This window comes from Micromonospora maris AB-18-032 (assembly GCF_000204155.1).
Classification (GTDB): Bacteria; Actinomycetota; Actinomycetes; order Mycobacteriales; family Micromonosporaceae; genus Micromonospora; species Micromonospora gifhornensis.
Genome location: NC_015434.1, coordinates 4,274,965 through 4,300,986, shown reverse-complemented (window position 1 = coordinate 4,300,986; position 26,022 = coordinate 4,274,965). Strand labels below are relative to the sequence as shown.

The 26,022-nt window shown below is 72.4% G+C and carries 23 protein-coding genes and 2 pseudogenes; 13 read left to right on the top strand and 12 right to left on the bottom strand.

From position 1 onward, the window contains the following. Window position 1: 1 nt before the first annotated feature. From VAB18032_RS19045 to VAB18032_RS19025, 5 genes are all read right to left on the bottom strand, one after another. Window positions 2-691 (bottom strand): carboxypeptidase-like regulatory domain-containing protein, encoded by a 690-nt coding sequence (locus tag VAB18032_RS19045; RefSeq protein ID WP_013734522.1) that lies wholly within the window; start codon window positions 689-691, stop codon window positions 2-4. After that, window positions 688-1,296, bottom strand: a complete 609-nt coding sequence (locus VAB18032_RS19040; protein ID WP_013734521.1) for a hypothetical protein — start codon at window positions 1,294-1,296, stop codon at window positions 688-690. The genes VAB18032_RS19045 and VAB18032_RS19040 overlap by 4 nt, the downstream gene beginning before the upstream one ends. Before the next feature lie 13 nt (window positions 1,297-1,309). Beyond that, window positions 1,310-1,645: a hypothetical protein gene (locus VAB18032_RS19035; RefSeq protein ID WP_013734520.1), complete on the bottom strand. Its 336-nt coding sequence runs from the start codon at window positions 1,643-1,645 to the stop codon at window positions 1,310-1,312. 85 nt (window positions 1,646-1,730) lie between these two features. Continuing rightward, entirely contained in the window at window positions 1,731-2,612 is an 882-nt protein-coding gene (locus tag VAB18032_RS19030; RefSeq protein WP_081476156.1) for an LppM family (lipo)protein, read from the bottom strand. Between the two features lie 159 nt (window positions 2,613-2,771). After that, on the bottom strand, window positions 2,772-3,752 hold the full coding sequence (locus VAB18032_RS19025; RefSeq protein ID WP_013734518.1) for a LacI family DNA-binding transcriptional regulator: 981 nt from the start codon (window positions 3,750-3,752) through the stop codon (window positions 2,772-2,774). A gap of 161 nt (window positions 3,753-3,913) precedes the next feature. Between VAB18032_RS19025 and VAB18032_RS19020 the strand changes: the two genes are divergently transcribed. After that, window positions 3,914-5,131, top strand: coding sequence for an MFS transporter (locus VAB18032_RS19020; RefSeq protein ID WP_013734517.1), 1,218 nt, complete (start codon window positions 3,914-3,916; stop codon window positions 5,129-5,131). Window positions 5,132-5,188: 57 nt separating this feature from the next. Here the strand turns inward: VAB18032_RS19020 and VAB18032_RS19015 are convergent, their stop codons facing one another. Next, window positions 5,189-5,947 carry a class I SAM-dependent methyltransferase gene (locus VAB18032_RS19015; protein ID WP_013734516.1) on the bottom strand — a complete coding sequence of 253 codons (759 nt, stop codon included), beginning with the start codon at window positions 5,945-5,947 and terminating at the stop codon, window positions 5,189-5,191. Between the two features lie 214 nt (window positions 5,948-6,161). On the opposite strand from VAB18032_RS19015, the pseudogene paaI reads away from it, so the two are divergent. After that, window positions 6,162-6,524: pseudogene (gene paaI / locus VAB18032_RS32930) on the top strand (hydroxyphenylacetyl-CoA thioesterase PaaI); the annotation flags it as partial. 762 nt (window positions 6,525-7,286) lie between these two features. On the opposite strand, the pseudogene VAB18032_RS32925 reads toward paaI, so the two are convergent. Further along, a pseudogene (locus tag VAB18032_RS32925) lies at window positions 7,287-8,450 on the bottom strand (adenylate/guanylate cyclase domain-containing protein); the annotation flags it as partial. 197 nt (window positions 8,451-8,647) lie between these two features. Between VAB18032_RS32925 and VAB18032_RS19005 the strand changes: the two are divergent. From VAB18032_RS19005 to VAB18032_RS18985, 5 genes are all read left to right on the top strand, one after another. Next, window positions 8,648-11,518, top strand: a complete 2,871-nt coding sequence (locus tag VAB18032_RS19005; protein WP_013734514.1) for a helix-turn-helix transcriptional regulator — start codon at window positions 8,648-8,650, stop codon at window positions 11,516-11,518. Window positions 11,519-11,623: 105 nt separating this feature from the next. Continuing rightward, window positions 11,624-12,394 (top strand): DUF5995 family protein, encoded by a 771-nt coding sequence (locus VAB18032_RS19000; protein WP_013734513.1) that lies wholly within the window; start codon window positions 11,624-11,626, stop codon window positions 12,392-12,394. Between the two features lie 258 nt (window positions 12,395-12,652). Continuing rightward, window positions 12,653-13,063 (top strand): hypothetical protein, encoded by a 411-nt coding sequence (locus VAB18032_RS18995; protein WP_013734512.1) that lies wholly within the window; start codon window positions 12,653-12,655, stop codon window positions 13,061-13,063. A gap of 72 nt (window positions 13,064-13,135) precedes the next feature. Beyond that, the gene (locus tag VAB18032_RS18990) at window positions 13,136-15,229 is read left to right on the top strand and encodes an APC family permease (RefSeq protein ID WP_013734511.1); all 2,094 of its coding nucleotides are present in this window, start codon (window positions 13,136-13,138) and stop codon (window positions 15,227-15,229) included. 182 nt (window positions 15,230-15,411) lie between these two features. Beyond that, window positions 15,412-16,995 (top strand): hypothetical protein, encoded by a 1,584-nt coding sequence (locus VAB18032_RS18985; protein WP_013734510.1) that lies wholly within the window; start codon window positions 15,412-15,414, stop codon window positions 16,993-16,995. Between the two features lie 97 nt (window positions 16,996-17,092). Here VAB18032_RS18985 and VAB18032_RS18980 read toward each other — a convergent pair whose 3' ends face one another. From VAB18032_RS18980 to VAB18032_RS18960, 5 genes are all read right to left on the bottom strand, one after another. Then, window positions 17,093-17,299 carry a hypothetical protein gene (locus VAB18032_RS18980; RefSeq protein WP_013734509.1) on the bottom strand — a complete coding sequence of 69 codons (207 nt, stop codon included), beginning with the start codon at window positions 17,297-17,299 and terminating at the stop codon, window positions 17,093-17,095. A 209-nt stretch (window positions 17,300-17,508) separates the two neighbouring features. Next, window positions 17,509-18,417, bottom strand: coding sequence for a helix-hairpin-helix domain-containing protein (locus tag VAB18032_RS18975; RefSeq protein ID WP_013734508.1), 909 nt, complete (start codon window positions 18,415-18,417; stop codon window positions 17,509-17,511). 230 nt (window positions 18,418-18,647) lie between these two features. Next, a complete protein-coding gene (locus VAB18032_RS18970) occupies window positions 18,648-19,997 on the bottom strand; it encodes an FAD-dependent oxidoreductase (protein WP_013734507.1) in 1,350 nt (449 codons plus the stop codon). Window positions 19,998-20,009: 12 nt separating this feature from the next. Continuing rightward, window positions 20,010-20,360: a TcmI family type II polyketide cyclase gene (locus tag VAB18032_RS18965; RefSeq protein WP_043721276.1), complete on the bottom strand. Its 351-nt coding sequence runs from the start codon at window positions 20,358-20,360 to the stop codon at window positions 20,010-20,012. 120 nt (window positions 20,361-20,480) lie between these two features. After that, window positions 20,481-21,287: an AfsR/SARP family transcriptional regulator gene (locus VAB18032_RS18960; RefSeq protein WP_013734505.1), complete on the bottom strand. Its 807-nt coding sequence runs from the start codon at window positions 21,285-21,287 to the stop codon at window positions 20,481-20,483. A gap of 394 nt (window positions 21,288-21,681) precedes the next feature. Here VAB18032_RS18960 and VAB18032_RS18955 point away from each other — a divergent pair, with 394 nt between their 5' ends. Genes VAB18032_RS18955 through VAB18032_RS18930 form a run of 6 tightly spaced genes read left to right on the top strand, consistent with a single transcriptional unit; the run spans window position 21,682 to window position 25,968 of the window. Then, entirely contained in the window at window positions 21,682-22,017 is a 336-nt protein-coding gene (locus VAB18032_RS18955; RefSeq protein ID WP_013734504.1) for a TcmI family type II polyketide cyclase, read from the top strand. Beyond that, entirely contained in the window at window positions 22,014-22,748 is a 735-nt protein-coding gene (locus tag VAB18032_RS18950) for an SRPBCC family protein (protein ID WP_013734503.1), read from the top strand. Before VAB18032_RS18955 ends, VAB18032_RS18950 begins: the two co-directional genes overlap by 4 nt. Beyond that, window positions 22,741-23,139 carry a cupin domain-containing protein gene (locus tag VAB18032_RS18945; protein WP_013734502.1) on the top strand — a complete coding sequence of 133 codons (399 nt, stop codon included), beginning with the start codon at window positions 22,741-22,743 and terminating at the stop codon, window positions 23,137-23,139. Before VAB18032_RS18950 ends, VAB18032_RS18945 begins: the two co-directional genes overlap by 8 nt. Then, window positions 23,136-24,410 (top strand): beta-ketoacyl-[acyl-carrier-protein] synthase family protein, encoded by a 1,275-nt coding sequence (locus VAB18032_RS18940; protein ID WP_013734501.1) that lies wholly within the window; start codon window positions 23,136-23,138, stop codon window positions 24,408-24,410. The genes VAB18032_RS18945 and VAB18032_RS18940 overlap by 4 nt, the downstream gene beginning before the upstream one ends. Then, window positions 24,407-25,660: a beta-ketoacyl synthase N-terminal-like domain-containing protein gene (locus VAB18032_RS18935; RefSeq protein ID WP_013734500.1), complete on the top strand. Its 1,254-nt coding sequence runs from the start codon at window positions 24,407-24,409 to the stop codon at window positions 25,658-25,660. Before VAB18032_RS18940 ends, VAB18032_RS18935 begins: the two co-directional genes overlap by 4 nt. Further along, on the top strand, window positions 25,657-25,968 hold the full coding sequence (locus VAB18032_RS18930; protein ID WP_013734499.1) for an antibiotic biosynthesis monooxygenase family protein: 312 nt from the start codon (window positions 25,657-25,659) through the stop codon (window positions 25,966-25,968). The genes VAB18032_RS18935 and VAB18032_RS18930 overlap by 4 nt, the downstream gene beginning before the upstream one ends. Window positions 25,969-26,022 lie beyond the last annotated feature (54 nt).

Genomic DNA, 26,022 nt, shown 5'->3' with positions numbered 1-26,022 from the left:
GTCAGTGGGCCGGTGGGGCGCAGACGATGACGATGTCGGGCTCGGTCGGATCGACCTCGGCGGTGAGCACCTGACCCCGGCCGGTGAGCCGGAGTCGTACCGGGCCGGGCTGCTCGGGATCGTGGGGTACGCCGACGATGCGGAACCGGCCGGCCGGATCGGTGCGGGTCGCGTACGCCTGACCGACGACCTCGACCCGCATGGCCGCGAGCGGCTGCTCGGCCGGGCCGACGACCCGACCGTCGAAGGTCAGCATGTCCAGTTGTCGTAGCCGCAGCGGGTGCAGGACCGGCGCGGCCGGCTGCTGCGCGGGGGTGATCTGGACGGGCACGTCGATCAGCAGCGCCGGTCGGGGCGGCGTGCCGAACGCCGTCCACAGTGTCGGGTCACCGGCCTCCAGGGTGAGCGTGCGGGTGCCCGTGGTGGTGGCGGCGACGAGCACCCGGTCCAGCGCCGCGAGGGCGTCCGGTCCGCCCACGGCGAGCAGGTAGCGGACGGTGAACCGGTAGGGCTCGGCTGCGCCGCTGCCCCGGGTCTGCCGGACCGGCCGCAGTTCCAGCGGCCAGAGGGTCAACCCGCCCGGATCGGTGTCCGGCCCGGGCGGGCCGACCGGAACGGCGGCGCCTGCCGCCCCGGCCAGCCACGCCGCCAGGTCGGCGGTGGCGCCCTCGATCGGCCCGGGGCCGCTCATCGCGGTGGTGTCCCCTGGATGCGGTACGCGATGGCCTCGTTCCACACGTGCGGGTAGACGCCGATCTCGAAGTACCGGGTGAACCGGTTGATCGGCGCGCCCGCGTGGTCGTGGTAGAGCAGCCACACCGGCGCGATGGTGAACAGCACGTAGTTGGCCACGACCAGCGGGATGTAGAGCGGCCCGAGCAGGCGGGCCTGGAAGACGTGCACGTCCTCATGCCGTTGGATGCCCGGACCGGAGCCGGCGCAGACGGTGCCGAGCGTGGTGGCGTACCGGGGGGAGACCCCCTCCAGCACGTTGACCCGGCAGCTGTGCTGGGAGGTGGCACGGTCCAGAGAATGACCGAACAGCAGGTGTACGGCGAGGTAGAGCGCGCCGACCAGGGTGTTCAGCAGGCTCCAGGTGTGGTCGACCACGAACAGGAACACCCCTCGGGCATCGGGTCCGTAGACCTGGGCCGAGGTGATCGCCCAGCCGAAGACGCCACCGACCAGCAGGCCGAGGACCGCGCCGACGAGCAGCCCGATCGGGCCGCCGACGAGTTGACCGAGCACCGCGCCGGCGGCGACGTGGACGGCGGCGCTGATGATGCCGAAGACCATGACACTGCTCCGTTCAGGCCCAGGAGCGGACGAAGCGGGGCTCGTTGCCCTGCGCCAGTTGGATCGGCGTCGCCTGCCGGTTGCCGGGCGGCAACTGGTTGATGCCGAGCGCGGCGGAGAAGATGACCAGGCCGTTGAAGAACGCGATGATCCACTTCTCCGGGCCCGCGTCGGTGGCGAAGGCCGCGGTGAGGTACGACAGCGCGAGCGCGATGCCCAGCGCGATCCACTTGCGCGCCTTGTCGGCGCTGGGGCCGATCAGGCCGCCGATGACGTTTGTGGTGAGCAGGGTCGCGGCGCTCGCGCCGGTCAGGCTGCCCAGCGCGGCCCAGGTGAAGAGATCGTTCATGGCCGATCTCCCTTCGATGCGCGATGGTGCGGGGTGGGGAGGAGGATGTCGTCCGCCTTGTTCGGGCGGGCGGCGGCCGGCCAGGTCAGCCGGCACCCGGCGAGCCGGGAATCGTGGTGCGCGGCGCGGCCGCAATGGCGGTGCCGTCAGTGGGTTCGACGGTCGTGGTGGCGTCACCGGCCCCACCGCCGTCGGTGGTCGTGGTCACCTCGCCGGCCCCACTGCCGTCTCCGGCCGTGGTCGAGACGCCGGCCGTGCGGGGTCGGCGCAGCAGCAGGACGACCAGCAGGGCGACGAGCAGCAGGACCACCGCACCGGCGGTGATGAGCAGCCACGGCGGCCCACCGGCGGCGTCGGTGTCCGCGGCGGCGGCAGGCGGTCGGGGTGGCGCCTCGGCCACGGCACGTAGTTCGACCGGCTTGGGTTCGTTGGGGTTGACCCGCCAGGTCACCGTCCGGTCGTTGACCTGGCCGCCGGCGTTGACGTCGAGGACGCGGCCGGGGAAGGTCACGGCGATCTCGAAGGACATCAACAACATGAATCTGGCTTGATTTTCCGGGTTTTGCTCGGCCACTTTTCCGCCGTACTTCTTCGGATCGAGCGGCAGGGTGAAGACGTAGCGGTCGTTCGCCCGGACGATGCGCAGACTCTCGCTGTCGAATTGATCGAGAGGCATATTCTGGTAGTTGATCTGAAAACCGAAGTGGGTGTCGGTCGCGTACGGGGTCTCGGGGCCGGGCGGCAGCGCGGGAATGTTCTGCCGAAGGTCGGCGAAGCCCTGCTCGACAGTCTTGTTGTTCAAGGTCAGGACCTTGCGCTCGGCGGTCAGCAGGAGCTGCCCGCTGACCGTGTCGTCGGCCTTGACGGTGAGCCCGATGTTGAGTTGCATGCAGCCGGAAAGGGCCGCCAGCAGGACGAGGCACACCACACCGTGGAGTGTCTTGATGCGCCCGGACCCACTTCTCATGGGCACAGTGTGTGCGCTTTCCGTCCGACCCATCAGTCAGCGATCAGTCATAAGCAAGTCGCCGATCTTACCGATGGTCAGTCACATTCAGCCGAGGCTGGAAATGGTGCGGATGGATATTCTGAAGGGTTGGCCGCCTGCGCATCTTGATCAGGGCAGCTACGCGCTCTCCCGCAGCACCAGCGACGACGGGAACATGGTCATCGGTGGTGCCGTACGCTCCTCCAGCACCATGGTCGCCGCTGCGGCGGCGATCCGCCGTACCGGGTGGCTCGCCGTGGTCAGCGCGGTCACCGAGGCCAGCGGGATGTCGTCGAACCCGGTCACCGCGACGTCGGCGGGCACCCGTACCCCGTCGGCGCGCAACTGGTCGATCACGCCCAGCGCGGTCGCGTCGCTGATCCCGACGATCGCGTCGGTGTCCGGCCAGCGGTGCAGCACCTCCCGGGCGGCCGACCGGCCGCGCGCCGCGCTGAAGTCCCCGGCCACCTCCCGAACCGGCAGCCCGGCCTCACGCAGCAGCCCTCGGTACGCCTCCACGGAGCGGCGCGAACAGGCCAGCCAGGCCGGGCCGGTCACCATCGCGATCCGTCGACGGCCGGCGGCGTACAGGTGACGGACGATCGCGCTGGTGCCGCCGCCGTTGTCGATGTCCACCGACGGTACGGCTGTCGAGCCGATCCCGATCGAGGCGGTCCGCCCGTAGAGCCGGCGCGGCACCACATCGAGCAGGGCTTCGGTGGTGTTGACCAGCACCAGGCCGGCCACCGCGCGATCGTCGGCCAGCCGGGCGAGCTGTCCCGGCTGGTCCAGTGGCACCCACGCCACCGTCACCCCGAGCCCGTACGGGGCGCAGACCTGCGCGGTGGTGCTGACCACCTGGTCGAGGTAGCTGTCGTCGAGCACCGTCGGCGAGGTGCCCGCGACCGCCACCAGCAGGCGTACGCCGGCGCCCCGCACCAGCGCCCGAGCCGCTGCGTTGGGCACGTAGCCGAGCCGGTCGGCGGCGTCACGCACCCGCTCCCGGGCGATCGGTGACGCGAATCCGCTCTCGGCGAGGACCCGCGAGGCCGTCGACCGGGACACCCCGGCCGCCCGGGCGACATCCTCCAGGGTGGCGTGCCGTCGTACCGTCGTCATGATGTGCTCCCCGTTGCCTGTCCTGCGCGCCTCGTGCGGGCGTCCGAGCGCATCATGCCTCGCGGGAGGGTCCGGCGGTAAGGACCGGGTGGATTGTGCTGGTAGCGCTCCCAGGTGTGGGATCGTGGCGAAGGTCGGCACCAGGAGAGGAACGCGAACAGGTGGATCCCAGCGCCATCCCCACGGCCGCGCCGGTCAGTTCCGGCCCCTCCCGTACCGTGTTGGCCGCCCGCAACGGCGTGGCGGTGGTGTTCGCGCTCAACGGGCTGGCCGTGGCCACCTGGTTCGCCCGGGTGCCGGCGGTCCGCGACGGCCTCGACCTGACCCCCGGGCGCCTCGGGCTGCTCCTGCTGGCCATGTCCATCGGCGCGATCATCGCCATGCCCACCGCCGGCCTGGTCACCCAGCGGCTCGGTACGGCCCGCGCGGTGGTGGTGTCCACGCTGATCCTGGCGGTCGGGCTGACCGTCGCCGGGGTGTCGGCAAGCGTGCTCGATTCACTGGCCGGAGTGGCGCTGGGCCTGTTCGCCATCGGTTACGGCTCGGGCAGTTGCGATGTCGCGATGAACATCGAGGGCGCGGCCGTGGAACGGCGGCTCGGGCGTACGGTGCTGCCCCGCTTCCACGCCGCGTGGAGTCTCGGCGGGGTGGCCGGTGCCGGCATCGGTGCGGGCGCCGCCCGGCTGGGTGTGTCGATCGCCCTGCACCTCACCGTCCTGGCCGCGCTGGTGCTGGCCGGCACCCTCCTCGGCGCGCGGGCGTTCCTGGCCGCCGAGCCCGACGCGCAGCCCAGCACCCCGGCGGACCGACGTCGACGCCTGCTCGCCGCCTGGCGGGAGCCCCGCACCCTGCTCATCGGCCTGCTGGTGCTGGCCGTGGCCTTCGCCGAGGGCAGCGCCAACGACTGGCTCGCGGTGGCCTTCATCGACGGGTACGGCTTCAGCGAGGCGGCCGGCGCGGCGGTCTTCGGCCTCTTCGTCGTCGGCATGACGGTGGGTCGCACCGTCGGCACCGTGGCGTTGGACCGGTGGGGGAGGGGGCCGGTGCTGGGCGTCACCATGGTGCTCGCCATCGTCGGGGCCGGTCTGGCGGTGCTCGCCGGCTCCGGTCCGGTCGCGGTCGTCGGTGTGCTGCTGTGGGGCCTGGGGGCCTCGCTCGGTTTCCCGGTCGGCATGAGCGCCGCCGCCGACGAGGAGGAGCACGCCCACGTACGGGTCAGCGTCGTGGCGGTGATCGGCTACACCGCGTTCCTCGCCGGGCCACCCCTGCTCGGCCTGCTCGGCGACCAGGTGGGCACGCTACGCGCCCTGCTGATCGTCCCCATCCTCCTGATTCCCACCCTCGCCCTCATCCCCGCCGCCCGCCCCCCAGCCCGCTGAGTCGAGATCCTGGTACGAAACCGCCGCTCCAAGCGCTTTCGTACCAGGATCGGTCGGTCACCGGACGGCGACCACGGCGGCGTCGGGGCCGGCGCGCCAGAGGGTGCCGACCTCGGTGAAGCCGGCGGCGGAGAGGGCGGCAAGGTGCCAGGAGGCGGGCGGATTCCACTCCGGGCTGTGGCCGGTCGGGTAGATCGCCTGGCGCTGGCGTACGAGCGGGCCCAACGCCTCGTCCTGCTCGGCCTGCTGCCACCACTGCGACCAGGACAGGGCGGCGCCGGCGGCGTGCCGGGCCGTGCGGCGTTGTCGCGCCCGGGCCAGCAGCCGCCCGGTCAGCCCCGGCAGGCCGTCGTCGGGCATGTGGTCGGCGTTGACCAGCAGGCCGCCGGGGCGCAGCAGGTCACGCACCTCGGCGTAGAGATCGGCCAACCGCTCGGCCGGCAGCCAGTGCAGCGCGGTGGCGGTGAGCACCGCGTCGTAGTGCCGGTGGGGCAGCGCGGTGTGCCAGTCGGGGCGGCCGAGATCGGCGGTGACGATGCGGGCCCGGTCACCGAGCGTGGCGGTGGCGAGGGCGAGCAGGGCGGGGTCGAGATCGACAAGGGTCAGTTCGGCGTCGGGAAAGCGGCGCAGCGCGCGCAGTGAGATGGTGCCGGTGCCCCCGGCCAGGTCGAGCAACCGGGGCGGCGCGGTGTCGCGGATGGCGTCGACCGCGTCGAGCATGGCGGCGAAGCGCTGCTCCCGATCCGGCAGGTACGCCTCCTGCTGTCGGTCCCAGCTCTCCTGCCAGGCGTCGATATCGGAGATGTAAGTGCTCATGGCCGGACACGCTACTTACATCTCACGGACTCTGTCCAGAGTTGTTGCCAAGGATTTGCAATAGAGAGAGAATGGCGGGGCGATGATCCAGGGGCCGTCGGCGGATGCCGACGGCCCCTGCCACCGGCGATAACATGGTCGCCCGAGGGCGGGGCCCGCCCGACCGCACGGCCTCAGGAGTCAGGTGGAACCGCAGCGCACCGCCGCGCACGAGATGTTCGACGCCGACGTGGCCTCGAACCGGCTCGGCATCGAGTTGATCACGGCTGCGGACGGTGCCGCGGTGGCCCGCATGCGGATCACCGCCGAGATGGTCAACGGACATCGCATCGCCCACGGCGGCTTCGTGTTCCTGCTCGCCGACACCGCCTTCGCGCTCGCCTGCAACAGCCACGGGCCGGTGACCGTCGCCGCCGGTGGCGAGATCACCTTCGTCCGTCCGGCGCACGAGGGTGACCTGCTGCTCGCCCGCGCCACCGAACGCACCCGGTACGGGCGCAGCGGGATCTACGACGTCACGGTGACCCGCGAGGACGGGCAGGTGGTGGCCGAGTTCCGGGGCCACAGCCGATCCCTGCGCCCGGGCCCGGCCCGACCCGACCCGTCGGAGCAGTCCAGCGCCGGAGCGGCCGCCGGCCGCCGAGGCTGACCCACCGGCCCGAACCCGCCCCGCCGCACGCCCTTCCTCCGGCCGGCCGGCTTCCGCCGCACCGCCCGCCTGGCCGGTCCCGGTGGCGATACCGGCCCGACCGGCTTCCCCGGCGATGCCCGCCCGACCGGCTTCCCCGGGGATGCCGGTCCGGTTGGCCACCGTGGCGAGGTTGGCCCGGCGGGCGAATGCGGCCTGCAGGGCGCGGGTCAGCCGGGCGGCGGCGACCTGGCCCAGCACCGGATCGGCGAACCGGTGCCCGCCGGTCGGCAGCGCCACGAGCAGACCCGCCCCGGTCAGGTCGGCCAGCGCCCGTTCCGCCTGCTCCGTCGACCAGCCCACCATGCGGGCCAGTTGCGTCGCCGAGCAGCGGGGCGAGGCGGTCGCGGCCATCAGGGCGACCCGCAGCGGATCGTCGAGACGGTCCAGCCGGGCGTCGACGATCCGGCGCACGCTCTCCGGCACCGGGGGAGGGGCTGGCGCGTCGCCGTCGAGCGCGTCCACGTACGCCCTGGCGTATCCGGGGTTGCCGCCGACGAGCGGGATCAGGTGCCGTACCAGCGAGATCGGCCGTCCGGCTCGGCGCAGCAGCCGGTGCAGCAACCGGCCGGTGGTCACCGCGTCGAGTGGACGCAACGGCACCGAGGCCCATCCGGCGACCTCGTCGGTCCCGGTCGCGACCAGCGCCAGCGGCAGGCCGTCGGCCGTGGCCTGGTCGAGCAGCAGGTTCAGTTGGTGACGCAGCGCCGGCGCGGCCCGGTCGAGATCGTCGACGGCCACCACCACCGGTTGCCGCCGGGCCAGGCTCAGCAGCACCTCCCGCCAGCAGGCCGCGGCTCGGACGCCGGTGATGCCGGGCGCACCGGTCACCGCAGCTGTCGTCGCCGCCAGGCACTGCGCCGACACCTGTCCGTGCAGGGCGGCGGACAGGCGGCGGCGTACCGTCGCGGCGTCGTCGGTGTCGCGGACCCCGGCAAGCCCGCGCAGCAGGTCCACCAGCGGAGTCAGCGGACCGTCCGGGTACGGCGGGCAGGCCGTCACGCACCAGCGCACCGCGGCACCCTTCACTGTGGAAGTGCTGCGGATCAGTTCGCGGAGCAACCGGCTGCGGCCCGCCCCGCGCGGCCCGGTCAGCAGTAGCCGCCGTGGACCGGTTCCGCGTACCGCCTCGGTCAGGCGTTCGCGGGCGACGGCCAGCTCGCGACGTCGACCGAGCAGCGGGCTGTCGGCCGGGGGCAGTTCCGGACGCAGCGTGCCGGTGGCCAGCCAGATGTCGATCGGCACGTCCTTGCCGGCCACCGTCACCGCCGGCATCGGCTGCTGGGCGATCAGGCCGGCGACGGCGCGGTGCGTGACCGCGCAGAGCGCCACCCCGCCGTGCGGCGCGTACCCCTGCAACCGGGCGGCCAGCGTGATGACCGCGCCGCTGGCCACGCCGTGCCCGCCGTCGTGCCCCATCCCGAGGTCCACCACCGCCTCGCCGGTGGCGACCCCGACCCGCACCCGCAGCCCGGGGGCCAGGGTGGGGGTACGGCGGTCGAGCGCCCGCTGGATCTCCAGGCCGGCCCGCACCGCCCGGTACGCCTGCCACCCGTCACCGGTGCGCGCGCCGAACAGAGCCATCACGGCGTCGCCGACGTACTTCTCCACCGCCCCGTCCCAGCGGCGCAGTACCCGGGCGACGGTGCCGAAGTAGACACGTTGCAGGGCCCGGACATCCTCCGGGTCGAGTCGGTCGACCAGCCGGGTCGACCCGACGATGTCGACGAAGAGCACGGTGACGGTCCGCCGCTGTTCGGTCACCGACCAGCGCAATCGGCTGGTCGGTCCGTAAGCACGGACGATGGTGGACATTGGCATCGGACGCACCCGCCTCTCCCCGCGTGGGTCGACGTTGCGGGGAGACTGTCACCGCAGGTCTGACCGGCGGATCGGCAGAACGACGTATGTCGGCCGGGCGCAACCGGTTGGTCGCAATGTCGACGCGAGGTGGGGGACAGGGGTGCGGCGGCGGTAGAACGGGAAGGGCGGCTGTGACTAGGCTGCGAGCCATGGCCAGCGACGTGGACAGCACACCGCTCGTCGGTCGGGCCGACCTGGTGGCGACGGCGCGCGCCGCGCTGCTCGACGATGTGGCGCCGGGAAGCACGGCTGCCGTCTTCCTCACCGGTGAGAGCGGGGTGGGCAAGACCCGACTGCTCCGCGAGCTCGGCCAACGGCTGGGCGACGCGGGTGCGCTGGTGCTCACCGGCTCCTGTCTGGACATCGGCGACGCCTCACCCCTGCATCCGCTGCGGCAGGCGTTGCGTCGTCTCGACGTCGACCTGCCTCCGGCCGCCGCCGCCTCGGTCCGCGCGCTGCTGGCGATGTTCGCCGAGGACGCGGCGAGCCCGGACGGCGCGGGCGCGCTGTTGGAGCGCGTCGCCCGGGGGTTGAGCGTGATCGCCGGCGGCCGGCCCGTGGTGCTGGTCCTCGACGACCTGCAATGGGTCGACCGGACGACCCGGCAGCTACTGCTGTATCTGCTGGCCGGCCTCGGCGACCTTCAGTTGTCGGTGCTCGCGGCGGTGCGTTCGGAGTCTCTGCAGGGGGCGCATCCGCTGCGCCGGGTGCTCACCGAGCTGCGTCGACTGCGCTCGGTGCAGGTGCTCGACCTCGCCCCGCTGGACCGGGCCGCCGCCGAGCAGCTCGCCGCCGCGGTGGTGGGCCGGCCGCTGCCTCCCGAGGCGGTCGAGCGGTTGTGTCAGCGCAGCGGCGGCAACCCGTTCGTCGTCGAGGAGCTCGCCCGGGATCTGCGGGACGGCCGTGACGGGCTCTCCGACACCCTGCGCGAGGTCTTCCTGGCCCGGGTGGACGCGTTGCCGCAGCCGGCGCACCGGGTCGTGCACGCGGTGGCCGCCGGGGTGGAGCCGGTCGACCACTGGCTGCTCGCCCAGGTGGTCGGACTACCCGAACAGGACCTGCTGGACGCGATCCGGGCGACCGTGGCCCACCGGCTGGTGGTCAGCTCCCACGACGGATACCGGCTGCGGCACCGACTCGTCGCCGAGGTGCTGGAGGACGAGCTGCTGCCCGCCGAGCGGGCTCTGCTGCACCGCCGTTACGCCGAGGCGTTGACCGCCGCGCCGGGGGAGTTGCACCAGGCCCGGCTGGCCCACCACTGGCGGCTGGCTGGCGAACCGCAGCGGGCGCTGCCGGCGGCGGTGGCCGCCGCGCAGGAGGCGGAGCGGCTGTACGGCTACGCGGAGGCGCACCGGCACTGGTCGGTCGCGGTGGAGCTGGCCGAAGGGCTGCCCGACGCGGAACGGGCGACGCTGCTCAGGCATGCGGCCGAGGCCGCCCACCACTGCGGCGAGTACGCCCGTGCGCTGGCCCTGCTGGAGAAGCTGGCCGCCATCGACGCCGATCAGACGGCCTGTGAGCTGCACATCCGCCGGGCCCGCTACCTGGCGGCGGCCGGCCGCTCGGCGTTGGCCGAGGCGGAGTACCAACGCGCCCTCGACGCCGCGGACTGCAGCCCTCGGCAGCGGGCCACAGCCGCCGCGCACCTGGCCGAGCTGCTGCTGCAACTGGGCCGGTACGCCGACGCCGGCCAGTGGGCCAAGGAGGCGTTGAGCCTGGCCGAACAGGCCGAGGACGCCACCACGGAGGTGGTGCTGGCCAGCATGGCATTGGGCTTCTCCGAGGCGTACCGCCAGGATCCGGACGCCGGGCTGGCCGTGCTGCGTCGCGCGCTGGCGACTGCCGAACGCGCCGGCCGGCCCGAAGACGTCGCGCTGGCCTATCTGCACCTGGCCGAGCTGCTCACCGGGCCGCTGAACCGCATGGAGGAGGGGGTGGTGGTGGCCCGCCGGGGCGCCGAGCGGGTGGCCGAGCTGGGGCTCGGTCGCAGCTACGAGACCCGGTTGCTGGCGATCGCCACGAACGGTCTGTTCCGGGTCGGGCAGTGGGCCGAGGCGGAGAAGGTGGTGGCGGCGGCGCTGCGACATCGCCCCTCCGGCACCGACGCGGTCGAGCTGCTGCTGGCCCGGTGCCGCCTCTCGGTGGGCTACGGCGACATCGAGGCGGCCGACCGGGACCTCGACGCGGTGGCCACCATGCTGGCCGGTGGTGGTGCCCGGCACGTGATTCCGCTGCTCACCCTGCGGGCCGGGCTGGCCATGTGGCAGGGCCGCCACGACGTGGCCCGGCACGCGGTGCAGCGGGGGTTGACCGAGACCCGCTCCGACGACCTGGTCATCGTCGCGGTGCTGGTCTGGCACGGTCTGCGTGCCGAGGCGGAGGCGAAGGCCAGTCGCACTCCCGTCGACGACAACGCGGTGCGCCGGTTGCGGCAGATCGTCGACCGGGTGGCCGAGAAGAGTGTGCGCGCGGCCCAGCCGGTGCGCGACGTGGTCGACGGCTATCTGGCGCTCTGCGCCGCCGAGGTGAGCCGGCTCGACGTGACCGATCCGGACCTGTGGGCGCGGGCCGCCGCGGAGTGGGACCACCGCAACCATCCGTATCCGGCGGCGTACTCGCGGCTGCGTCAGGCGGAGGCGTTGCTGGCGCGTCGGCGGCGTACCGCCACGGCGGGCAAGCTGCTGCGGCAGGCGTACCAGACGACCCAGGGGCTCGGCGCGGTGCCGTTGACCGAGGAGATCCGTACCCTCGCCGGTCGTGCCCGGGTGACGCTGGAGGACGCCGGCCCGCTGGGGGCACGCGAGCCGGACGGTGACGGTGGCGCGGAACTCGCCGCGCTGACCGCCCGCGAGCGTGAGGTCCTGGCCGCGGTGGCCGAGGGGTTGACCAACCGGGAGATCGGCCAGCGGTTGTACATCAGCGAACGGACCATCGGCGTCCACGTGTCGCACATCTTCGACAAGCTTCAGGTACGTACCCGGGTCCAGGCCAGTGCCATCTTCCTACGTAGTCAGGCGTAGGTGTCGGATAGGTAGTTCTACTGATGTCGTGCGGGGGCCCTCCTGAAAGGCTGAGCCCGGCGCCGCAAGGGCACGGCGGCGGCGACGATCAGCGTGGAGGACGACATGAGCGAGCGGGTCTGGGGGCCGATACACGGGGACATCGTCGACCTGCTCGCCGACCACCCGACGGACGTGCCGGCGGTGGTCGACCACCTGACCAAGCTGCAGGACATGCTGGTCCGGCTGCCTCCGCTGCTGGAGAGTTGCCCGCTGGCCGACTTCAACAAGCTGTACCTGACCATCACCACGAGCGTGCTGGACGGCCTGTACGCCGACCGGTTCGTCGACCCGGCCTTCCTGTCCCGACTGGATGTGGAGTTCGCCGCCCGCTACTTCGACGCGCTGCGGCTGTGGACCGACTCCAGCCCGGGCACGCCCAAGGCCTGGTCCTGTCTGTTCGAGCGGATGCGCGGCCCGGACGCCCGGCCGCTGCCCTCGGCGGCGGCCGGAGTCAACGCGCACATCAACTTCGACCTGCCGTTCGCGCTGGTCACCACCTTCGCCCACCTGGAGTCCGAGCCGGTCGACGGAAGTGACCAGCACCGCGACTACCTGGAGATCAACAAGATCTTCGCGGACAAGATCCCCGGTCTGCGCCGGGGCTACCTGGAGCGGTGGCAGCTGCTCATCGACATGCTCAACGGGGAGATCGACGACTGGTACCAGGGCGAACTGATCGGATACACGCGCGACGTCGCCTGGCGCAACGCACAGCGGGTCTGGCGGTGCCGGCACGACCCGCACCTACACGAACGCGAGCGTAAGCGGCTCGACGAAACGGCCGCGGCGCTCGGTCGGTTGCTGCTCTCGCCCCTGGGGGCGTTTCTGCAGTAGCCGGGGACGGGGGGTCCCCGCGCCCGGCCCGTGGGCGGGGCGCGGGGGCGGTCCGGCAGCCGGGGGGCATCGCCAGGATCGGACCAGGGGGGAGCAGGGGGTCGGCCGGCCCGGGGGGTGTCGGCCGGCCTCCTGCGGGTACGCCGCACCCATGACCGCTGTGTCCCGGCGCCGTCCCGCAGCACGGCCCCGACCTCGCCCCTCCGCCCCGGCACGTCCCGCCCGACCGGGAGACCGTGCCGGCCGGGGAGCCCGCGGATGAGCCGGCGACGCTTCGAGTTCCGCTTCGATCCACCGTGGCGACCCGTGCTGGCCCTGCTCGGTGTCCGGCCGTCGACGGCCTGGGTCGACGTCGACGCCGACGAGGTCACGGTGCGCTTCGGGCCCTGGCGGCTGCGGACCACCCGGGACAACGTCACCGGGGTCCAGGAGAGCGGCCCGTACCGCTGGTGGCGGGCGATCGGCCCGCACCTGTCGGCCGCCGACGTCGGTGTCACCTTCGGCAGCAGCACCGCGCGGGGACTCTGTATCCGTTTCGGGCGACCGGTGCCGGCCCTGCTGCCCGGCCGATGGCTGCGCCACCCTGCGATGACGGTGACCGTCGCTGATCCGGACGCCCTGGCCCACGCCCTCGCGGCGGCACCCGACGGCGGTGTCGGCCGGCTTTGACCGTTTCGTCGAGGTGGTGTTCGGCGACCGCCTACGGTCGGGGCAGTGAGTGGGGGGAGGGCGGGCCAGAACATGGGGGACGGGACCAGAGCGCGACGTGGCCGGGGCCGCCGGGGGAAGCTGTCCGGCACACCCGAGCCCGCGCTGCGTGCCGCCCGCGACCCGACCCGGCCGGGCGAGCGGGCCGGTCGACGGGTCGCCGTGCCCGAGCACGTGGCGGTGCGTCCGCCCGGTCCGGCGATGCCGCCGAGCCGGCTGCGTCGGTGGCTGCTCATGCACCAGGTGCAGCCGGTCGGTCCGGAGACCGCCGAGGGGCATTCCCGGTCGCATGCCTGGTGGCGGGTGATGTGTCTGACCGGCGTCGACTACTTCTCCACCCTGTCGTACCTGCCGGGCATCGCGGTGCTGGCCGCCGGGGCGCTCTCCCCGCTGGCGACCCTGCTGATCGTGGTGCTGACCCTGTTCGGCATGCTGCCGATGTACCGCCGGGTGGCCCGGGACAGCCCGCACGGCCAGGGCTCGGTGGCCATGCTGGAACGGCTGCTGCCGTTCTGGCGGGGCAAGATCTTCGTGCTGATCCTGCTCGGCTTCGTGGCCACCTCGTGGATCATCACGATCACCCTCTCCTCGGCCGACGCCACCGTGCACATGTTGCAGAACCCGTACCTGCCGGCGGCGTTCGGCGGGACCACCGTCGCGGTCGTGGTGACCGTGGTGCTGCTGCTGATCCTGGGCGGGGTGTTCCTGCTCGGGTTCCGGGAGGCGGTGGCGGTGGCCGTACCCCTGGTCGCCGTCTTCCTCGCCCTGAACGCGGTGATCGTGGTGGTCTCCCTGGTCGAGATCGCCGGTGACCCCCGGGTGCTTACCGACTGGACCACGGCGTTGACCGCCGGCGGCGGACCGGGGCAGTTGGCGTTGACCGCGGCGCTGGCGTTCCCGCTGCTGGTGCTGGGACTCTCCGGCTTCGAGACCGGGGTGAGCATGATGCCGCTGGTCGCGGGGGAGGGGCCGGACGCGCAGACCCGGTTGGCCGCCCGGATCCGCAACACCCGGCGGCTGCTCACCGCCGCCGCGTTGATCATGTCGGTGTACCTGCTGTCGACCACCTTCGTCACCACGCTGCTCATCCCGCCCGAGGCGTTCGCCCCGGGCGGGGCGGCCAACGGGCGGGCGTTGGCCTACCTCGCCCACGAGCACGTCGGTGAGGCGTTCGGCACGGTCTACGACCTCAGCAGCGTGCTGATCCTGTGGTTCGCCGGCGCCTCGGCGATGGCCGGTCTGATCAACATCGTGCCGCGCTACCTGCCGTCGTACGGCATGGCGCCGGATTGGGCGCGGGCGATCCGGCCGGTGGTCATCGTCTACACGGTGATCTGCATCGGCCTGACCGTCCTCTTCCGCGCCGACGTCGACGCGCAGGCCGGGGCGTACGCCACCGGGATCCTGGCGATGATGGTCTCCGCCGCGGTCGCGGTGGCGATCGCCGCGCTCGGCCGTCGCCAGCGCGCGACCGCCGCCGGCTTCACGGTGCTCACCCTGGTCCTGCTGTACGCGTTGGCCGAGAACGTGCTGACCAAGCCGGACGGCATCGCCATCTCGGGCCTGTTCATCCTCGGCATCATCGCCGTCTCCCTGGTGTCGCGGGTCAGCCGGACCACGGAGCTGCGGGCGGAACGGGTGGAGTTCGACGAGGCGGCGCGGCGGTTCATCGCCGACTCGGTGGCCCACGACGGTCGGCTGCACGTGATCGCGCACAAGCGGCGCAGCGGCGCGGTCAAGGAGTACACCATCAAGGAACGGGCGCAGCGGGGGCAGAACCCGGTGCCGGGCGCGACCGACGTGCTGTTCCTGGAGATCGACGTGGTCGACCCGTCCGGGTTCCGGCACGTGCTGCGGGTCCGTGGGGTCGAGGTGGGCGGCTACCGGGTGCTACGGGCCAGCAGCCCGGCCGCGCCCAACGCCATCGCCGCGGTCCTGCTGGCGCTGCGCGACGCCACCGGCGTACGTCCGCACGCGCACTTCGAGTGGTCCGAGGGCAATCCGATCGCGCATCTGCTGCGGTACCTGATCCTGGGCCGGGGTGACACGCCGCCGGTGGTCCGGGAGATCCTGCGCAAGTCCGAGCCCGATCCCTCCCGCCGTCCCGGTATCCACGTCGGCGGTTGAGCCCTGCGGTCCGGTTCGCGACCAGGACAGCAACATGAAGACGAAGGGCGTACTTATTCACTTATGCCGGATTTCGGCCCTTGTTGGTCGTACGTTGCCTCTGGTGGCTACCGCGAGGTCAGCCGCTCCGCGCCCGATTCGGCGCGGCGTCTGTTTCGCACACACGAGAGGCAGGAACCCTCATGTCCACGTACCTCGGGGGCCGACAACCGGCCCGACGCGGGCGCCGATCGCCCTGGTATCTGGCCGGCGGGCTGGCGGCCGGCAGCCTGGTGGCCGCGGTGGCGGGTCTCGGCGGCGCTGCCGCGTCGGCCATCGACCGGGACACGCCCGCGCCGGCCCAGGGCCGGCCCGCCGCGCTCTCCGCCGACAACGGACCCTGGGACGCCGAATCGGCGGACCGGGACGAGCAGGACCGGGACAAGAAGTGGCAGCGTCCCGACGACGCGCAGCGCGGCGGGCCCGGAAACGGTCGGCCCGACGAACCCGAGGGCCCGCGTAGCGGGGGCAACGGGCGTGCGCCCCAGCACAAGGCCGTACAGGTGCCCTGTGACTCCACACGGCTGATCGCCGCGCTGGTCCGGGTCAACGCCGAGGGCGGCGGCCTGCTGCGGTTGGCGGACAAGTGCACGTACACCCTGACCCACGCCTTCCAGCAGGCCGACGAGTACGACGGTGGGATCCGCGACGCCCGGGAGGCCGCCGACGCCGCCGAGAACCCGGGCGACGCCGAGGCGCCGCCGCGCAACCCGGCGCACGACACCGCCGGCCTGCCGGTGATCTACCACGCGATCACCATCGAGGGCTCCGGCGCGACCATCTCCCGTGGCGTGCACGCGCCGGACTTTCGCTTCTTCACCGTCCGCGACGGCGGCGAACTCACCCTGCGCGACGTGACCCTGCTCAACGGCCGGTCGAAGGCCGAGGGTGGCAGCATCCACATCGTGCACGGCGCGACCGCAGTGGTCGAACGGGTCACCGTCGCCAACAGCACGTCGCTGTCCGCCGACGGTGGCGGTGGCGGCATCTTCAACGACGGCAACCTGCGCATCAGCGACAGCACGCTGGTCGGCAACCGGGCCGCCGGCACCGAGGGCAAGGGCGGGGGCCTGCTCAACGGTGGTGTCATGACCATGTACCGCACCGAGTTCCGGCACAACAGCGCCGTCAGCTACGGCGGCGGGCTGGCCAACTTCCGCGCCGCCGGGGACGTCTACTCGTCCACGTTCGTCCGCAACAACGCCGCGCAGGGTGGCGGCCTGGCCAGCTTCTCGGCCCGTACCAAGGTCTTCGACAGCCTGGTCGCCGGCAACAGCGCCCAGACCGGCGGTGGCCTGGCCAACTCCGACGCGGTGCTGGTGCTCGGTCAGCTGACCGTCCGGGACAACCTCGCCACCGTCGCCGGTGGCGGCATCTCCACCGTGCAGGGCCTGCTACCGATCGACGACAGCGTGATCAGTGGCAACACCACGCGCGGCAACGGCGGTGGCGTCTACGCCGCGAAGTCCAACCTGCTCGTGCGCGGCACCGACGTGAAGGGCAACGAGGCGGTCGGCAAGAAGTCGCAGGGCGCCGGGCTCTTCGTCACCGCCGGCACCAGTTCGGTGTACCGCAGCCTGATCGTCGGCAACCGGTCCACAGTCAAGGCCGGCGGCATCCAGGCCGAGCGGGCCCAGGTCAAGATCGACGACGACAGCATCGTCGTCGACAACAGCCCTACCAACTGCCTGGGCAGCAAGGTTCCCGTCGCGCACTGCTTCCGCTGAGCGAGGAGCCACCCGACGACGCTGCGTCCGGCCTCCGGCCGCCTGGTCTCGACGACCGGGCCGTACGAGAGGCTGGACGCAGCGTCGTCGTACCGGGTCACTGCGAGGGCTCGGGCAGTTCGCAGTCGACCTTCGGGTTGGCGCCGACGTAGTTGAGCGGACCGGCGGCGATGGTCACCAGGATCGTGCCGACCTCGGCGCAGTTGGCTTCCTCGTCGCTGTAGTAACCGCGCTGACCCGCGGCGATCGCGCCGATGACGAGCCAGATCACCACGAGGACTCCGAATATCGACGTGCCACGCATGGCTTCCTCCACGGTCGGGGGTGCTAGCAGGGTGTCCCGGCCATGTACCCCGCCGCGCTCTCCGCCTAACGACACCCCCGACTTCACCGGACACCGGCGTTGCCGCCCCGCAGAGCGAGGCACCCCGATCACCCGCCGCCCGTGCAACTTCGGGGAAGGTGCTGCCATTGCCCGCACCGAGGCGACATCTTCCCCGAAGTTGCACCCACTCAGGCGGTGTCGCCGGGCTGGCGGGAAAGGATCTTTGCCTGCTGTGGCCAGGTCACCAGGCTCGCGGTGGCCCGCAGCCCGGCACCCCGGATGGTGTCCCGCAGGGTGGCCTCGTCCAACTCCGCCAGCTGTTGGTAGGTGCGGATGCCCGCGCCGTGCAGGGCGGCGGCCATCTTCGGCCCGACGCCCTGAATCCGCCGGAAGTCGTCGACGGCGTCGCTGGCGTCGAGGGCCGGGGCGTGGGCGGCCGGGGCATCGTCGGTGGTGGCCGCCGGGGTGGCCCGGGTGCGCGGGCGGGGCGTGGTCGCCTTGCGCCGCACCGGCGGGGTGGCCACGGCGGGACGAGCCGACGCGGTCTCCTCGACCGTCTGCTCCGCCGGACCGTCCGGAACGGACACCGCCGGTGCCGACTCGGGCTCGGCCGTCGTGCCGGCGGCCACCGCGGTGTCCGCTGTGGTGGCCGGCTCGGAGGCGTCAGTCGTGGTGGCCGGCTCGGGGATCTCCGTCGCGCTGTCGGGCTCCGCGACGCTCGTCGTGGCGACCGGCTCGGCAGTATCCGTCGTGGCGACGGGCTCGGGGGTGTCCGTGGTCGCCACCGACTCGGGCGTGTCCGTCGTGGCGACGGGTGCCGTCGTATCGATCGTGGCGACGGGGGTGGGCGCGTCGGTCGTGGCGACCGGCTCGGCGGACACGCTGGGTGTCGGCTCCGACGACGCGGGCTGGCCGCCCGGGCTCGACTGCTCGGTGTCGGCGGGCTGGCGGGACGCCGGCACCGGCGCCTGGCTGGTGGTGGGGTGCGTCGACGCGGGCGGTTCGCCACGGCGGCTGCGCAGCAGCACCCAGCCCCCGGCCAGGCCCACCAACAGCACGACGAGCAGTATCAGCCAATTGCCGACGGAGTCGATCACGGCAAACCTCCCTGAAGTTCATGTCCGGATCGTGGCGAGAAAAACTCGCCGAAGCTTCGCATACCAGCGACGTGGGCAACAGGCAGGTCAGGTAACAGTCCGTGTCGTCACGACGGGGGCTACCAGCGGTGCCCACGGCGGAACGGAGGGTGCCCACCCGGCGACGCCGACGATCCCGGCGCCGTCGCGGGCGCCGGGATCGTCGGTACGGGTGGAGGTCGTCTGCCGGCTCAGTCCTCCTCGCCGCGATAGGTGTAGAAATCATCGACGAACTTGCGCCGCAGTCGGGGCACCCGGCTGGTGACCCGGAAGTAGCCCCGCGCGCCGAGCAGGGCCAGCCGCCCGAACACCGGCTTGTACATCCGGTCGTCGCCGCTGGTGCCGCTGCGCGCCAACGAGTCGGCCACCCGGGCGAAGCCGTACGGCACCATCACCGCCTCGTAGTCGGCCACCGCCTGCACCAGCGACTTCTCACCGGCGGCGGCGAGGATCAGTTGACGGCGCAGCAGGTTCGCGTCCCGCAGCGCGGTGTTGGCGCCCACGCCCCGGCCCGGTGTCATGGTGTGGATCGCATCGCCGAGCAGGGTCACCGTACTGCTGTGCCAGGGCGGCACGGGCTCCGATGTGGACACCCGGATCGGCAGCGCGCTGTCCGGGTCGGCCTGCCGGAGCAGTTGGCGCAGCCGCGGGTGCCAGTTCGCGGTCAGGTCCAGCGCCACCTGGATCAACTCCGACCCCCGGCGACGCATCACGTCCTCGGGGAAACGTCGGGCGGTGCTCCAGACCACCAGGTTGATGTTGTCGCGGGTGCTGTCGTGCCGCAGCCCCGGCCAGTCCGCGAGCAGCGCCGCATCGGCGGGGTCGACGTCCGGCTTGAGTCGACCGTCGGCGTCCCACTTGAACTCCATCACGTGCAGCACGCCCATCATCCCGCCGGTCCCGAAGATCAGCGAGATGCCCCGCTGCACCGCCGGTGGCAGCAGGGCCCGGGTGTCGTCGGTCAGCGGGATCCGGGTGGCGATGTTGATGGTGCCGGCGTCCCGGATCACCGCGTGCGGCAGGTACTGCCGGCGTACCGCGGACTGCGTGCCGTCCGCCGCCACCAGCAGGTCACCGGTGGCGGTGCTGCCGTCGGCGAAGTGGGCGGTGACGGTGCCGTCGTGGTGCTGCTCGTACCGGGTGAAGGTGCGGTCGAAGTGCACCACGTCCTCCAGGCCGGTCAGCAGCACCTGGCGCAGCGTCATCCGCGCCACCGACCGCTCGGTGTCGACCGGATGGGTGTCCGGGCGCAGCGGGAACGATGCCGTGGGCCGCAGCTTCTGGTCCAGCACGTTGAAGTAGCGCGGCGATCGGGCGCAGGTGGCCAGGTAGATGTCGAACAGTTCGGGCGGCAGGCAGTCGCGCAGGGCTCGGCTGCCGGTCGGGCCGATCCCCACGCGGTAGCCGAGGAGCCCGTCCGCCCGGGTGCGATGGCGCTCGTACACCTCGACGCCGATGCCGGCTCGACGAAGCCCGTGCGCCAGGCAGAGTCCGCCCGTGCCGGCGCCGATGATCAGGACGTGCGGTGTCCGGGTGACCACTGTGCCGTCCGGTCAGCTGGCCGCACGCGGTGCCGGAACGTCCGCGCCGTCCCAGCGGTAGAAGCAGTTGGCGATGGCGTCGCGGGGCGAGCGCCAGGTCGGCAGGTAGGGCGAGGTGTGCGCGGAGAGCCGCTCGTTGACCTGGCGGTAGAGCGGGTGGTTGCGGGCCGTCGCCAAAGCGTCGGCACCGACGTCCTCGGTCTCCATCAGGTGTACGCACAGATCGTGCAGGCAGTACAGGGAGCGGTGGCGTACCCCGGTCAGGCCGGGCAGTTCGGTCGCGTCGGACTCGGCGAAGATCTGCGCCACCCGACCCTCCGCGCCCGGGATGATCCTGCTGACGATAACGAGACGGCTGCTCATCGGTCCCCTCTCACCGGTGGTCGCGCCGGCTGCCTCGCCGGACGCACCTGTCACCCTGCCTGCGGACCTGTCACCTGACCGTCAACGTCGACCGTCGATCCGGTGACGTTGTCAGCGTGCTCAACCGCCCTGCTGGGTCGACCGCAGCGCCGGGTACCGACGTGACGTCGAGGCCGCCTGGCTGGCGCGGCGGATCGGTTCCAGGGTGTCGTCGAGCAGCGCGCTCATCGCGGGGGAGGGCTCCAGTCGCAGTTCGCGCAGCAAAAGGTCGCGGTAGACGTAGAAGGCGTGCACCGCCTCGAAGGCGTTGCCCTCGGCGAGGTGGATCCGCACCACGAGCCGGTGCGGCGTCTCACGCAGTGGCTCCGCGGCCATCGCCTCCAGCGCCGCGTCGAGCGCCTCACCGTGCCGCCCGGCGACCAGGTGGTGACCGGCCACCTGTTCCAGCATGTGCAGTCTGAGTTGGCGCAACCGTTCCCGCTCGGTCAGCACCCACTCGTCGTACCAGCCGGGCAGCAGGTCGTGTCGCCCCGCGGCGAGGGCCTGCGCGGCGTCGGCCGGGGTCTGACCGTCGCGGACCCGGCCGGCGGTGTCGACCAGCTTGTCGACGTCGACCTGCACCGCCGGGTCGAGGCGGACCGTGTCGGCGTTGGTCGCCAACGGGCAGTACGGGTCCTGCCGTAGCCGCCACAGCGCGGTCCGCAACGACGACAGGGCCCGCTCCTCGGTGGTCTCCGGCCACAACAGGCCGGCCAGATGGGTGCGGGTCGTCGCGGGCCGCAGCCCGATCAGCGCGATGACTCGTTGCAGGCCACGCGGCACCACCACCGGGGTGTCGTCGTGGGTCAGCCGGAAACCGCCGAGCAGATGAAGTCGGACCTCGGCGTCCCGGAGCTTCCCGGTGGTCGGCGTGGGCGAATCGGCCACGGGCACCCCCTGCGCAAGGCGTTGTCTGCGGGCATGGCCGGGCCCCGGCGTGGCCGCCGTGACGCCACTGTCGACTGCGAACGTCGCGCAACCGTGCGCGAAGCCGGGTCGGACCGTCGTGAAGGTTATCAATCGCAGTTACTCTGGGTCAATGTGCGTGTCGGCTACGTAACTCGTACGTCATCTTTGAAAGCGCCTCTGAACTGGCCAATCGTAGTGATGTTCAGGTTCGGGGTCGTACAGCTGAGCCACAGCTTGCGTCAACGCAGCGTCACCGACACCGGTGTCGGTGGGGGGTGTTCGTGACGCTCGGGTGACGGCCCGGTCCCCATCGTGTCGAGAGTCGACCCGGACACCGGGTGGGGTCGGCAACGGCCCGTGGAGAGGAACCAACATGGACCGAACGCTGATCGTGGCGAAGGTGGTCCCGACCGCCGAGAACGCGGTCGCCGAGATCTTCGCCGAGTCCGACACGACCGAACTGCCACACCTCGTCGGCGTCGCGCACCGGTCGCTGTACCGGCTGCACGACCTGTACGTACACCTGCTGGAGACCGACACGCCCGGCGACGGCGCGGTCGAGGCGGCGCGCGACCATCCGGAGTTCCGGCGGATCAGCGCCCGGCTGCGTCCGTACATCACGCCGTACCTGCCTGACTGGCGCTCGCCTCGGGACGCGATGGCCCGCTGCTTCTACCGCTTCGACGCCGAACCGAGGAGGGAACTATGACCGTCACCGACGGCCGCTCGCTGACCGACGAGATCACCGCCATCCTGGTGACCAACTGCGGGCTCGATCCGGATGCCGCCGCCCGCGAACCGGCCGCCTCCCTGGAGGAACTGGGGATGGACTCCCTCGCGCTGCTCGAACTGACGGCCGTCGTCGCCGACCGGTGGCGGGTACGCATCCCCGAGCAGGCCGCCCGACTGAGCATCCCCGCCGTGGCCGACCTGATCTCCCGCCGCGCCGACCCACCCGGCCACACCGAGAACAGCATCGTCATCGCCGCGCCGCTGGACCTGGTCTGGTCCGTCACCAACGACGTGGCCGGCTGGCCCGACCTGTTCACCGAGTACGCTCGGGCCGAGATCCTCGACACCGACGGCGACACCGTGCGGTTCCGGCTCACCATGCATCCCGACGAGAACGGGGTGGCCTGGAGCTGGGTCAGCGAACGCACCCCCGACCGGGCCACCCGGCAGGTACGGGCCCGCCGGGTCGAGACCGGCCCGTTCGAGTACATGCGGATCCACTGGACCTACACCGAGGAACCGGACGGGGTCCGGATGACCTGGGTGCAGGACTTCGCGATGAAACCGACCGCGCCGGTGGACAACGCCGGGATGACCGAGCGGATCAACACCAACAGCCAGGTGCAGCTCGCCGTCATCAAGGAACGGATCGAACGGCTGGCCGGCGTCCAGCCCGCCGCCGTGGCCACCGGAGGCGACGATGCGTGACCTGGCCCTGGTGGCCGCGCGGGACGTGCCCGCCGACCGCCGTCGCGGTGGCGAACTGCGGGTCCTGCTCGGCCCGCGCACCGTCGGCAGCACCTCCGGATTCATGGGCGTGGCGACCATGGCGCCGGGGGAGCGGATCGCGGAGCACTACCACCCGTACAGCGAGGAGTTCCTCTACGTCGCCCGGGGTGCGATCACCGTCGACCTCGACGACGAGCCGGTCGGGTTGACCGCCGGTGAGGCGTTGTTCGTGGCCCGCAACGTCCGCCACCGGCTGCGCAACACCGGTGACGTACCCGCCGAGGTGGTCTTCCACCTCGGTCCCCTGGCCCCCCGCCCGGAACTCGGCCACGTCGACACCGAGCTGGTCGAACAGCGGGACGGGTCGTGACCGGCCGACGGACCGTGGTGACCGGCATCGGGGTGGTCGCCCCCGGTGGCGTGACCCGGGACCGGTTCTGGAAGACCATCACCGAGGGGCGCACCGCCACCCGCCGGATCAGCTTCTTCGACCCGACGCCGTTCCGCTCGCAGACCGCCGCCGAGTGCGACTTCGACCCCGACGCCGCCGGCATCCCGCTGGAGCGGCGGCGGCGCGCCGACCGGTACGTGCAGTTCGCGCTCGCCTGCGCCGCCGAGGCGATCGCCGACAGCGGCCTGGACCTGACCGACGCCGAGCGCGACGGCGCCGGCGTGGTGCTCGGCACCGCCGTCGGCGGCACCATGGCCCTGGAGCAGGAGTACGTCACGGTCAGCGACAGCGGTCGGCGTTGGCTTGTCGACGCCGGGCTCGGCGGCCCGTACCTCTACCAGGCGCTGGTGCCGAGCAGCCTGGCCGCCGACGTGGCCTGCGCACACGGCCTGCACGGCCCGGCGCAGGTGATCTCCACCGGCTGCACCTCCGGCATCGACGCGATCGGCTACGCCCACCAGCTCATCGCCGACGGCGAGGCGGACATCGTGCTCGCCGGCGCCGCCGACTCACCCATCTCCCCGGTCACCGTCGCCTCCTTCGACGCCATCGGGGCAACCAGCCCGGACAACGACGACCCGGCGCACGCGTCGCGCCCGTTCGACGCCGACCGGCACGGTTTCGTGCTGGCCGAGGGGGCGGCGGTGCTGGTGCTGGAGGAGGCCGGGCACGCCCGCCGCCGCGGCGCGCACATCTACTGCGAGGTCGCCGGCTACGCCAGCCGCAGCAACGGCTACCACATGACCGGCCTGCGCCCCGACGGCGTGGAGATGGGACTGGCCATCACCGACGCGCTGCGCCAGGCCAGACTGGCACCCCAGGACATCTCCTACATCAGCGCGCACGGCTCCGGCACCCGGCAGAACGACAGGCACGAGACCGCCGCGTTCAAACGGGCGCTCGGACCGGCCGCGTACCGGGTGCCGATCAGCTCCATCAAGTCGATGGTCGGGCACTCGCTGGGCGCCATCGGTTCCATCGAGATGGCCGCCTGCGCGCTGGCCATCGAGTACGGGGTGGTGCCGCCCACCGCCAACTGGACGACCCGGGATCCGGAGTGCGACCTGGACTACGTGCCCAACGAGGCACGCGAGGTGCCGGTGGACGTGGCCCTGTCGGTCGGCAGCGGCTTCGGCGGTTTCCAGTCGGCGATGCTGTTCCGTCGCCTGGCCCGGGAGGTGCCGGCATGAACGAGCATCGTCGGGCGGTGGTGACCGGGATCGGCGTGGTCGCGCCCAGCGGCGTCGGCGCCGAGGCGCACTGGCGTACGGTGCTCGCCGGTCAGCGGCGTACCGGCCCGATCACCCTGTTCGACGCCGCCGACTACCCGACCCGACTCGGTGGCGAGGTGCCCGACTTCGACCCGGCCCGGTACACCGACAACCGGGTCCTGGTGCAGACCGACCGCTGGACCCATCTCGGGTTCGCGGCCACCCGACTGGCCCTGCGGGACGCCGGCCTGCCCGAGCGCCCCGCCGACCCGTACGGCTGGGCGGTCACCCTGGCCAGTTCGTCCGGCGGGAACCTGTTCGGTCAGCGGGAGCTGCAGCGGCTCTGGTCGTCGCCGAGCCGCACCGTCGGGGCGTACCAGTCGATCGCCTGGTTCTACGCGGCGAGTGTCGGGCAACTGTCCATCGCGCACCAGGCGAAGGGGCCGTGCGGGGTGCTGGTGGCCGAGTCGGCCGGTGGGCTGGACAGCCTGGCCCACGCCGTACGCACCATCCGGCGGGGCGCCTCCGTGGTGCTGGCCGGGGCCACCGAATGCCCGCTGAGCCCGTACGCGCTGGCCTGCCAGCTGCGCTCCGGCCTGCTCAGCGCGGTGGACGATCCGCAGCGGGCGTACCAGCCGTTCGACGTCTCCGCCAGCGGCTATCTGCCCGCTGAGGGCGGTGCCGTCTTCGTCGTCGAGGAGTACGAGCACGCGCGGGCCAGGGGAGTGCGCGGCTACGGCGAGGTGACCGGCTGGGGTGCCACCCACGACGCGGCGCACACCACCGCCGAGAGCGCCGGTGACCCGCACCAGTACGCCCGGGCGATGCGGCTGGCCCTGGGCCGGGCCGGCGTCGAGCCGCACGAGGTGGATCTGGTGGTGCCCGACGCGCTCGGGGTGGCCCGCTACGACCGGGCCGAGGCCACTGCGCTGCGGGCGGTCTTCGCCGGTACGGCGCCGGCGGTCAGCACCCACAAGGCGCTCACCGGGCGGGCGCACCAGGGCGGTTCGGCGCTGGACGTGGCGACCCTGCTGCTCGCCTTCGCGCACGACACGCTGCCCCCCTCGGCTGGCCCGGAGCAGGTCGCCGAGGGATGCGAACTGGACTTCCTGCGTGAGCGCCGCCGCCCGCGTACCCGGGTGGGTCTGGTCTGCGCGCGCGGCTTCGACGGTTTCAACAGTGCGCTGGTGCTGCGGGGGACGGCACCGGCCGGAAAGGACAAACCATGACGCGAGGACGGGTCGTCTTCCTCGTCCGGGTGCCCACCGAACGCACCGACGACTTCCTGCGGGCGTATGAGGCCGTGCGGCACCTGGTCGCCGACGGGGTGCCGGGACACCTGGTCGACCAGGTGTGCCGCTCGGCCACCGACCCGGAGCAGTGGCTGATCACCAGCGAGTGGGCCAGCCTGGCCGACTTCGAGGCGTGGGAACGCAGCCCGGAACATCGGGATCTGGTCCGGCCGATGCGGGAGTGTTTCACCGACGCCCGGTCGCTGCGCTTCCACGTCCACGCACAGACCCCGGTCCCGGTCTGAGCAGACAAGCACGAGGCGGCCAGGAAGTGGCTGCTTGTCTGTGCCATCTTCAGT

Bases quoted from the DNA above. Each gene is read 5' to 3' on its own strand.
- VAB18032_RS19045 (WP_013734522.1), bottom strand. From the start codon at position 691: ATGAGCGGCCCCGGGCCGATCGAGGGCGCCACCGCCGACCTGGCGGCG.
- VAB18032_RS19040 (WP_013734521.1), bottom strand. From the start codon at position 1,296: ATGGTCTTCGGCATCATCAGCGCCGCCGTCCACGTCGCCGCCGGCGCG.
- VAB18032_RS19035 (WP_013734520.1), bottom strand. From the start codon at position 1,645: ATGAACGATCTCTTCACCTGGGCCGCGCTGGGCAGCCTGACCGGCGCG.
- VAB18032_RS19030 (WP_081476156.1), bottom strand. From the start codon at position 2,612: ATGAGAAGTGGGTCCGGGCGCATCAAGACACTCCACGGTGTGGTGTGC.
- VAB18032_RS19025 (WP_013734518.1), bottom strand. From the start codon at position 3,752: ATGACGACGGTACGACGGCACGCCACCCTGGAGGATGTCGCCCGGGCG.
- VAB18032_RS19015 (WP_013734516.1), bottom strand. From the start codon at position 5,947: ATGAGCACTTACATCTCCGATATCGACGCCTGGCAGGAGAGCTGGGAC.
- VAB18032_RS19005 (WP_013734514.1), top strand. From the start codon at position 8,648: ATGGCCAGCGACGTGGACAGCACACCGCTCGTCGGTCGGGCCGACCTG.
- VAB18032_RS19000 (WP_013734513.1), top strand. From the start codon at position 11,624: ATGAGCGAGCGGGTCTGGGGGCCGATACACGGGGACATCGTCGACCTG.
- VAB18032_RS18995 (WP_013734512.1), top strand. From the start codon at position 12,653: ATGAGCCGGCGACGCTTCGAGTTCCGCTTCGATCCACCGTGGCGACCC.
- VAB18032_RS18990 (WP_013734511.1), top strand. From the start codon at position 13,136: ATGGGGGACGGGACCAGAGCGCGACGTGGCCGGGGCCGCCGGGGGAAG.
- VAB18032_RS18985 (WP_013734510.1), top strand. From the start codon at position 15,412: ATGTCCACGTACCTCGGGGGCCGACAACCGGCCCGACGCGGGCGCCGA.
- VAB18032_RS18980 (WP_013734509.1), bottom strand. From the start codon at position 17,299: ATGCGTGGCACGTCGATATTCGGAGTCCTCGTGGTGATCTGGCTCGTC.
- VAB18032_RS18965 (WP_043721276.1), bottom strand. From the start codon at position 20,360: ATGAGCAGCCGTCTCGTTATCGTCAGCAGGATCATCCCGGGCGCGGAG.
- VAB18032_RS18955 (WP_013734504.1), top strand. From the start codon at position 21,682: ATGGACCGAACGCTGATCGTGGCGAAGGTGGTCCCGACCGCCGAGAAC.
- VAB18032_RS18950 (WP_013734503.1), top strand. From the start codon at position 22,014: ATGACCGTCACCGACGGCCGCTCGCTGACCGACGAGATCACCGCCATC.
- VAB18032_RS18945 (WP_013734502.1), top strand. From the start codon at position 22,741: ATGCGTGACCTGGCCCTGGTGGCCGCGCGGGACGTGCCCGCCGACCGC.
- VAB18032_RS18935 (WP_013734500.1), top strand. From the start codon at position 24,407: ATGAACGAGCATCGTCGGGCGGTGGTGACCGGGATCGGCGTGGTCGCG.
- VAB18032_RS18930 (WP_013734499.1), top strand. From the start codon at position 25,657: ATGACGCGAGGACGGGTCGTCTTCCTCGTCCGGGTGCCCACCGAACGC.